Genomic DNA, 8643 nt, shown 5'->3' with positions numbered 1-8643 from the left:
CTTAATCTCAAAACTTCACTTACCGTTTAGATCCCCCTAAATCCCCCTTAAAAAGCTATGCATTACTCACATCTTTCTTAACATTAGCGAGAGCGATCGCTCTCGCCCTCTCCAACCCCCATTCCTACATAGCCAATTCTCAATAAAACTTGATTTTTGTCAATAATGGTTTTTGCTTATTTGTCAAGTCTAGTGGAATGAATCAATCCTGAAAGCCTTGTGAAACAAGGCTTTCAGGATTGTTAAGAAAGATGCGAGTAAGGGATAGGATCAAATAGGGGGACGGAAGGGGGATCTAAAGGGGGACGGAAGGGGGAGAATTCAAAGCCTCTCTCCTTGTAGGAGAGAGGTTTTCCAGAGAGGTTTTCCAAATCCCGTGAAACCATTTACCCTGAACTACATAAAACTGGGTTGATGGCGAATTAAATTGAGAAACTCTTCACGAGTTTTCTGTTCCTCTTGGAACACACCCACCATGGCGCTGGTTACTGTCCAGGAACCGGGTTTCTGTACCCCCCGCATAACCATACACATGTGAGTCGCTTCCATGACTACAGCCACTCCCTGGGGTTCTAAAATAGTTTGAATGGCTTCGGCAATCTGGCGGGTTAGGCGTTCCTGAACTTGTAGGCGCCGTGTATACATTTCCACAACACGCGCTAACTTACTCAGTCCCACAACTTTCTGATTGGGAATATAAGCAACGTGCGCCCGTCCCATAAATGGCAGCATGTGGTGTTCACACAGGCTAAAGAAATTAATATCCCGCACTAACACCATTTCGTTGTGACCTTCATCAAAAATCGCCCCATTTACCAATTCTTCTAGGGACTGATTGTAGCCACCCGTCAAGAAGCGCATGGCTTCCGCGACTCGTTTTGGTGTTTTCAATAATCCCTCGCGTTCAGGATCTTCGCCAACGCCTAAAAGTATAGTCCGCACCGCGTCCATCATGTCTTCGGTTGAGGCTTCCCCAGGAATCTGTAACTTAGGTTCTTGACCATTCTGGGTATTGCGATCGGGTCGGGGTTCAACTTGAGTGGTGGAGGTGTTACCAGTCACGGGTGTCATAGAGTCAGAGCGATTCAAACCATTGGAGGAAGCAATAGTCATAATTAGGTAGTATTGATAATCTTGACAAGGTTGGATGGGAGGGTCGGATGGTGTCTTTCTAGAGAGTTCCGGCACTGGGCATGAGAGTCAGGGAATCGATAACAGCCGCTTGGGGGATTAAGGCGGCGTGCAAAAGAGATTGGGCAACAATTTCGGGGGTTAACATGGCTGACCGATTCAAGTCGGCTTTTACGGTGTCTGTATCCCAGATTGGCGTATTCACTGCCCCTGGACATACCGTCACCACCCGAATACCATTGTCGCGTTCTTCAGCCGCTAGGGTTTTGGATAGGGCAATCAACCCGGCTTTGCTGACGTTGTAGGCGCCCCAACCGGGAAACGATTGCTGACCCGCAATGGATGCCACATTAATAATTGTGCCGTGTTGCTGCTGACGCATGGTGGGTAAAACACCAAGAATGCATTGCCATACACTGGTAAGATTGAGATCCATTACCTGCTGCCAGTCCGCTAAGGGGGTTTCCGTCAGCGTACCGGTATAGCCCATACCCGCATTGTTGACCAAAATATCCAGGCAGGCAAAGTCAGCCGCGATCGCTTCGATTTTAGTTTTGACCTGATCGAGTCGATTTAGATCAAGGAGATAGGATTGAGCATTGACTCCAGCTTTTCGGGCGGCGGTGGCTACTGCCTCTAATTTGTCCTGAGAACGGCTAACTAATGCCAGATCAATTCCGGCTTTGGCAAAGGCTAAAGCCGTAGCTTTGCCAATACCACTACTTGCCCCAGTAATCAAGGCACGTTTTTTAACGGAAGAAGTCATAAAATTTTCCAACTCAGATGCGGCAAGGGTTCCCTGGTTAACTTATGCTTGAGCATAATGTAGACCTGTAGAGGTTTGGTTACCAAACCCCTAATTGTGACAGGAATGGATTAACGTCCTGACGCTAAGTTGTGAAGAATTGTTACAGATCTGATTATACGACTATCTGGGTTCCCTTGACAAAAGGGCAGAAGTCGGAAGGATAATTCAGCCCTTATCCTGCTTACTTCAGTTGGATGCCAAAATTCCCTTAATTATTGTAACGCTCAAACCATCTTCAAGCATGTAGCTCAGTAAAAACCCCAATATGGCGAAACTTCTGATAGCGTAACTCCCGGCGTTCCTTGGGACTCAACCGAGATAAATCTTCCAGATTTTGCCGGAGGGCGGCTTTAAGCGTTGCCGCAGCGGTTAAGGGGTCAGAATGAGCGCTGCCTAAGGGTTCAGGCACTAATTGATCCAAAATTCCTAAATCTTTCAGATCCCAGGCGGTTATCCGCAGCGCAGCGGCGGCTTGGGGGGCTTTTGCCGCATCTTTCCAGAGAATCGCGGCACAGGCTTCGGGAGTAGCAACCGTATAAACGGCTTGTTCGAGCATGAGAATGCGATCGCCTACACCAATCCCCAAAGCACCACCCGATCCGCCTTCGCCAATCACCGTACAGATAATCGGCACATCCAAGCGAAACATTTCCCGAAGATTATAGGCGATCGCTTCCCCCTGACCTAATTTTTCCGCCTCAACACCTGCCCAAGCCCCCGGCGTATCAATAAACGTTAAAATCGGCATCCCGAAGCGATTAGCATGTTCCATCAGCCGCATCGCCTTACGGTAGCCACCGGGCGACGCCATGCCAAAGTTCCGCGCCACATTATCTTTGGTATCCCGTCCCTTTTGATGCCCTAACATCACCACCGGACGTCCCCCTAAGCGCCCAATCCCACCGACTAATGCCGGGTCATCACCGCCCCTGCGATCGCCATGTAATTCCATCCATTCATCACTAATCGCCTGAATATAATCCAGCGTACTCGGACGCCGGGGGTGACGGGCTAACTGAAGCCGTTGGGCTGGAGATAAACTACTAAAAATTTCTTGACGTAATTGTACCGCCCGTGCTTCTAACTGACGAATTTGGTCAGAGACATCGACATTGTTTTCCTGGGCGAGTTCGCGAATTTGGTTAATTCGGGTCTCTAATTCATAAAGGGGCTTCTCAAAGTCCAGCAGAAAAATCCGGTTTTCAGTGGTCATGGGTCAGTCGTTTTATCCCTTAAACGTTCAGCAGCGGTCTAAATCCATGTTTAATTGACACCCGTCCAATTTTTTCCATCTTGTCTACCGTAATCTGATTCCGTCCCCAGGAAAAGTTGGTATACCAATTTTCAAATTCTAAGAGCATCGACTCCGCAAAGCAGGCAAATAGCTGACGCCCTGGATCTTTCATTTCCACGATTTGCATAATTTTCCAGTCGATATCCAATGAATGCTCGACAATGCCTCCATTGAGAACATAAATGTCGGGATGTTGTAACTTAGTGGCTAAATTCTTGGGGTAACCCCCATCAATCAGCAGACAGGGCTTCTTTAACACCGAGGCATCAATGTCAATGCCCTTGGACATACTCGCCACCCAGACAATAATATCCGCTTGGGGTAGCGCCTCTTCCAATCCCATGATTTTGCCGCGTCCTAATTGATCTTGTAAGGCTTGCAATCGTTCCTGGTTACGGGCGGTTAAGAGAATCTCGGCGACATCGGTGCGGGTATTGAGCCAACGACAAACGGCACTACCAATATCGCCCGTTGCTCCACAAACTGCCACGGTAGATTTTGACAGGTCAATACCCAACTTTTTCGCCCCTTGTTCAACTTGGGCGCATAGGATATATGCCGTGTGGGTGTTACCTGTAGTAAAGCGCTCAAACTCTAACTTGATATTGCGAACCTGGCTTTTCTCATATAAGTGGAATTCTTCAAAAATAATTGACGAAAAGCCACCTAATGCGGTAATGTCAATGCCGTTTTTCTGAGCATGAGCCATCGCATTGAGAACTTTACGGATAGCGGCTTTGATCCGGCGCGTGGCTAGCATCTCTGGCAAAAAGCACGATTCCACATAGCGTCCTTCTATCGTCTCCCCGGTTAGGCTAGTCACCTTAATGGTGTCCACGATTTGGGGAGGGGCGCTGCACCAAAAATCTAACCCTTGGTCAGCATATTCTGGGTAGCCCAGATCTCTGGCGACGGCTTGGGCGTGTTGCAAACTGGTAAGGTGACCGATAAGACCAAACATTTACTGCTCGCTGGTAAGGCTGTTAATCAGGGAAAAATGGGAAATTAGACTAAGAATTTGTTAAGGACTTTAAAAAATCTTATCAGGAAGATAGGGAAGATGGGGGTGATGGTTTAAGTTTTGACCCTTCGCTTTGCTTGAGGACATGGCGCGTGATGTTTGTAGGGGCGGGTTTCACTACTATCGTTTCTTGCCTCACCCGGATGTGACTAAACCCGCCCTGACTGAGGTGTAGAGACGCGCCATGGCGCGTCTCTACATTAGACCATTAGATCTAGGTTGAGCTAGGCTGCTGTCAATCCGTAGGCGGACATCCGCATGATGTCACGGGTGGTAAAGCCGATGTTGCTGAGGGCTTCACCGTAGGCGATCATGAAGTCTTCTACGAGAGCATCTTTTTCCATTCCCAGGATATGAGCATCCTTCTCAACTTGGTTGAGCATCCGCCAAACCAGGGGCAAGTTTTGCTTATTGGCTTGTTCGAGTTCGGTTTTCGAGGCTTCAAAGTTCTGCTTGAGCCACTCTTCGCCAAAATTCAGGTGCATGTACTCGTCTTTGACCACACCTTCGGTGATTTTTCGGGCAAAGGGATCAGCGACGGGAATGTAAATGTTATAAGCGGCGATCGCGAAACATTCAATAATCAGGGATTGAATTAGCAAGCAGGTAACGATATTACCTGAGGCGGCGGCGGTTTGGAAGTTTTGGTGTAAATCGCTGAAATACTCCTTGGCAAACTCCATATCCGCTGTGACACTCAAGTTGCGACCACAGGCTTGAAACCCCTTCTTATGGCGGTTTTCCATCTTGGCTAGGCTGGTTAGCTCATCCTTTTGGTCGGGTAGCAGTTCAGCCAGTTGGATGTAATTATCATAAGCTTCTTGTTCCCCTTCGATCACGATCGCGTTGATGCGGCTATAGGCGTCCTTGTATGTTTCACTGTTGAAATCTAGCTCTTGGCTGACTGTAAGCTGCTGCATCAGTAGATTTTCTCCTGTTTGCATGAGTAAGACGTGTTTCAAAAACGCTTTGAACCTAATTCTAGACCGTTGGCTCAAAACCGCTATATAAAACTTAACCCATTAATGATATATGGTGAGAGGTATTGCCCAATAGTGCTTTAGACAGCAAATTCTCCCCTCAATCATCAGTATTCATTTATTAAAAGCATAGGATTAAACAAAGATAAATGTCTAAATCGCTACAGATTTTTTCCTTCGTCAGGGAACAGGCAACAGGGAACAGGCAACAGGGTCAGGTAGAGACGTAGCATGCTACGTCTCTACACCCTTCCCATCCGGGAATGCTGAAACGCTAGAATGTGGAGTCGAATAGTTATTCATCCCTCATTCATGTTTGATTGGGTCTGGTTATCTCGCGTCACAGGGCTAGGATTAGTAGGAACTGCTGCTGGATCTGCCTTATTCTTTGGCATACTGGAGCAAAGCTTCCTATCCAAGCCAAACAAGGGTCACCCGAACTCAGTAACGGCGATCGCACCGGGTAAGACTCAAGCTGTAACCTTACCCCCGCAACCGTTACCCTTACTCACTTTACCCAAATCTCCTCCCGCCTCGGAGGTATCCCAGAAATCTCTTCCGGTTCTCTCGCGTCCATTCGATCTCAAGCAAAGCCTCAACACCTATCAGCCCCTGTTTGGGACGCCAACCTCTTTAGGGATGGTAGCTATTGGGGTAGCGGAGGGCAATTATCGCCTGTTTATTGAAAATGGCAATCTCTATGTTCAGCAAACCCGGTTCTACTTTGGACATACTGATCCGGGTAACTTATCCTGGGGGGATGTAGTCACGAATTATGGACCCTGTAGTGATCAAGGACGCAGTAGGGGAGATATTGCCTTAGCCGAACAACTGTGTTTAGAGCGATCGCGATCGCGACTACCCACTCATCTAGTTGATTTGAATGCAGCGGGTATCGACCCAGAACGGGATTTAGAGGCTTTACTCAATGTAGCTGATTTATACAATCAGGCGATGCCCATCCATTCTCGCCACTTTCCCCAAGCCCTCGCCATCGCCAAAAAGGGTGGGTTAAGGGGAATTGATGCTCTAGCTTGGGCAAGAACAGCATCCTTTTACCTTAATGTCAATAATGAGTTAGATTTAGAAACGGGTTCCAACAAAGCTACAGGACTCTTAGGTATTTGTGCTAGAGAAAACCTGCCCATCACGGAATGGGACTGTGTTTACAAAGACCAAATGCGACGAGTCAAAGCCATTGCTTCAGTTGTTGAAAAGTATAGCCAAATCTATCAATCAAAAACTAATTAAGGAATCGTTACGCACTGGAGTTTAGGGGTCTTCCGTAGTTAGTGTGCTAAATTGTTAGTTTGATTTGCCCGAATATTTGACAGTAAGAGCTTTAGCCTGAAGTTCCCTGATTTCAAGTCGTTTTGAGCTACTTAGGCACTACACACTAAGTCCAGAAGACCCGAATTTTTGGACAAATAACAAATGACAAATGACATAAGACAAACTAGAGAAGTTCTCTTACCTTATCCGACAAAACGGTCAGCGCAATCTTCTCGCGATTAGGTTCTCCTCGGGCGAGAGATTCAGTCAACTTACTTGCCTGATCCAGGCTGATTTTGCCCGGAAACGGCGGTTCATACGGATCAACGATCGCTTCCACAATCACCGGACCCGGTGTATTTAATGCCTGCTCTAGGATATCGCCACATTGGGCGGGGTCATCAATGGTGAAGCCAACTCCGCCACATGCCCGGGCAAAGGCAGCATAATCAATAGGTTGCAATTCACAGCCATATTCGGGATTACCCAGGAAAACCATTTGCTCCCATTTAATCTGACCCAATGTATTATTCTTGATGATAATAATTTTGATCGGGAGCTGATACTTGACACAGGTGGCAAACTCTGGCATCAACATGGAAAAGCCACCATCACCCACAAAGGCCACACACTGACGGTCAGGATAGGCAATTTGGGCGGCGATCGCGTATGTCAACCCACAAGCCATAGATGCCATGGTTCCGGATACGGAGTACATTTGCCCCTGCTTGACCGGGATGTAACGGGCTGACCAGGTGGTAATCGTACCGGAATCGGCGGAGATAATCGCCGTATCCGATAACTGTTTCCCCAACTCCCAGGCGACAACTTGCGGTTTCATCGGCTGATCCTGACGAGTCCCCCGTTCTTCCATTAACTCCCACCATTTTTGGGTTTTCTCCTGCGCCTTCTCCAGGAAACTCCGGTCTTCCTTGCGGTTTAGCATCGGTAGCAGGGCGCTAATCGTGCGACGCGAGTCACTCACCAAACCCACTTCCACCGGATAGCGCAAGCCAATATGGATAGGTTCGAGATCAATCTGAATTGCCCGCGCTTGACCGGGTTTAGGCAGAAACTCCATATAGGGGAACGTTGTTCCCACCATCAGCAGGGTATCGCACTCTTCCATCACTTCCTGGGAGGGTAGGGTGCCAATCAATCCTAATCCACCTGTAGTATAGGGGTTGCGATCGGGAACCACGGTTTTCCCTAATAAGGCTTTCACAATCGGTGCGCCTAACGTCTCAGCCAGTTGTTCCAGTTCATCCTTTGCCCCTAACGCACCGCGACCTGCCAAAATCGCCACCTTCTTGCCAGTGTTGAGAATATCGGCAGCCCGTTGTAAATCCTCTTGTACCGGGAGTCCAGCACTGCGGGCGTAGACTTCAGACGAGTGATGGAGAACATTGCGGCGTGAGCTTCTGTCTGGCGCACTTTGGGATTGAAAGTCAATGGGAAATGTGATATGCGCTACACCATGATGCTGGAGAGCCGCACGGCAAGCGAGATTGGTGATACCTTCAACATGGGCAGGACCCATCACCCGCGTATTGTAAATCGCCACATCCATGAACACCTTGTCCAGGTCTACATCTTGCTGGGAATGGGTGTTAATCAGATCATGGTAATGATGACCTGTAATCGCCAGCACAGGTTGACCATCCATCTTGGCGTCATAAAGACCATTGAGCAAATGTAGACCCCCAGGACCCGATGTGGCAAGGCAAACGCCTAACTTGCCCGTATATTTTGCATAGGCACAAGCCATAAATGCGGCGCTTTCTTCATGGCGTACCTGAATAAAGCGGATTTGGTCTTGGCGTTTGCGTAGGGCTTCCATGATGCCATTAATGCCATCACCTGGCATACCAAAAATGACTTCAACGCCCCAACTCTGCAGGGTTTCAATCAGTATATCCGATGCAGTTGTCATAATTAATTGATTTGTACTATACTCCTCTTTTCATACCCATTTCGTCTGGGCATCCATGGTTTTGGTAATGGGAAAATCAGTGTCCAATAAAGCCATGTTGGATATCCGAGGTGTTCCACTCAATTATCCGTTTGATTGCCAAAGCAATTTTGCTAATGATATTCGATTTTAATTTCCCAGCTTATCTATCTAAAGGTTTAAAAG

7 protein-coding genes are annotated in these 8643 nt (G+C 47.9%); 1 reads left to right on the top strand and 6 read right to left on the bottom strand.

Translation table 11 applies throughout. The features are described from left to right. Nucleotides 1-396: 396 nt before the first annotated feature. The 5 genes from folE to ACLFWI_RS04475 all read right to left on the bottom strand — a co-directional run bounded on the left by folE (nucleotide 397) and on the right by ACLFWI_RS04475 (nucleotide 5174). Nucleotides 397-1113 carry a GTP cyclohydrolase I FolE gene (gene folE, locus ACLFWI_RS04495; protein WP_446406335.1) on the bottom strand — a complete coding sequence of 239 codons (717 nt, stop codon included), beginning with the start codon at nucleotides 1111-1113 and terminating at the stop codon, nucleotides 397-399. A gap of 58 nt (nucleotides 1114-1171) precedes the next feature. Further along, nucleotides 1172-1897: an SDR family oxidoreductase gene (locus tag ACLFWI_RS04490; RefSeq protein WP_446411925.1), complete on the bottom strand. Its 726-nt coding sequence runs from the start codon at nucleotides 1895-1897 to the stop codon at nucleotides 1172-1174. 277 nt (nucleotides 1898-2174) lie between these two features. Continuing rightward, nucleotides 2175-3152, bottom strand: coding sequence for an acetyl-CoA carboxylase carboxyl transferase subunit alpha (gene accA / locus ACLFWI_RS04485; protein WP_446406337.1), 978 nt, complete (start codon nucleotides 3150-3152; stop codon nucleotides 2175-2177). Nucleotides 3153-3171: 19 nt separating this feature from the next. Further along, on the bottom strand, nucleotides 3172-4194 hold the full coding sequence (locus ACLFWI_RS04480) for a long-chain acyl-[acyl-carrier-protein] reductase (protein WP_446406338.1): 1023 nt from the start codon (nucleotides 4192-4194) through the stop codon (nucleotides 3172-3174). Between the two features lie 284 nt (nucleotides 4195-4478). Then, nucleotides 4479-5174 (bottom strand): aldehyde oxygenase (deformylating), encoded by a 696-nt coding sequence (locus ACLFWI_RS04475; RefSeq protein ID WP_446406360.1) that lies wholly within the window; start codon nucleotides 5172-5174, stop codon nucleotides 4479-4481. A gap of 372 nt (nucleotides 5175-5546) precedes the next feature. Here ACLFWI_RS04475 and ACLFWI_RS04470 point away from each other — a divergent pair, with 372 nt between their 5' ends. After that, nucleotides 5547-6485: a hypothetical protein gene (locus ACLFWI_RS04470; protein WP_446406339.1), complete on the top strand. Its 939-nt coding sequence runs from the start codon at nucleotides 5547-5549 to the stop codon at nucleotides 6483-6485. A gap of 205 nt (nucleotides 6486-6690) precedes the next feature. On the opposite strand, the gene ACLFWI_RS04465 is transcribed toward ACLFWI_RS04470, so the two are convergent. Further along, nucleotides 6691-8439: a thiamine pyrophosphate-dependent enzyme gene (locus ACLFWI_RS04465; protein WP_446411924.1), complete on the bottom strand. Its 1749-nt coding sequence runs from the start codon at nucleotides 8437-8439 to the stop codon at nucleotides 6691-6693. Between the last annotated feature and the right edge of the window lie 204 nt (nucleotides 8440-8643).

Origin of the sequence: Coleofasciculus sp., from assembly GCF_046539235.1 — a bacterium.
GTDB lineage: Bacteria > Cyanobacteriota > Cyanobacteriia > Cyanobacteriales > Coleofasciculaceae > Coleofasciculus.
This window is presented reverse-complemented; position numbering and strand designations above follow the sequence as displayed.

What these genes read in the sequence shown, in the direction of transcription:
- ACLFWI_RS04480 (WP_446406338.1), bottom strand. Translation starts at nt 4,194, where the DNA reads ATGTTTGGTCTTATCGGTCACCTTACCAGTTTGCAACACGCCCAAGCC.
- ACLFWI_RS04475 (WP_446406360.1), bottom strand. Translation starts at nt 5,174, where the DNA reads ATGCAGCAGCTTACAGTCAGCCAAGAGCTAGATTTCAACAGTGAAACA.
- accA (WP_446406337.1), bottom strand. Translation starts at nt 3,152, where the DNA reads ATGACCACTGAAAACCGGATTTTTCTGCTGGACTTTGAGAAGCCCCTT.
- ACLFWI_RS04490 (WP_446411925.1), bottom strand. Translation starts at nt 1,897, where the DNA reads ATGACTTCTTCCGTTAAAAAACGTGCCTTGATTACTGGGGCAAGTAGT.
- ACLFWI_RS04470 (WP_446406339.1), top strand. Translation starts at nt 5,547, where the DNA reads ATGTTTGATTGGGTCTGGTTATCTCGCGTCACAGGGCTAGGATTAGTA.
- folE (WP_446406335.1), bottom strand. Translation starts at nt 1,113, where the DNA reads ATGACTATTGCTTCCTCCAATGGTTTGAATCGCTCTGACTCTATGACA.
- ACLFWI_RS04465 (WP_446411924.1), bottom strand. Translation starts at nt 8,439, where the DNA reads ATGACAACTGCATCGGATATACTGATTGAAACCCTGCAGAGTTGGGGC.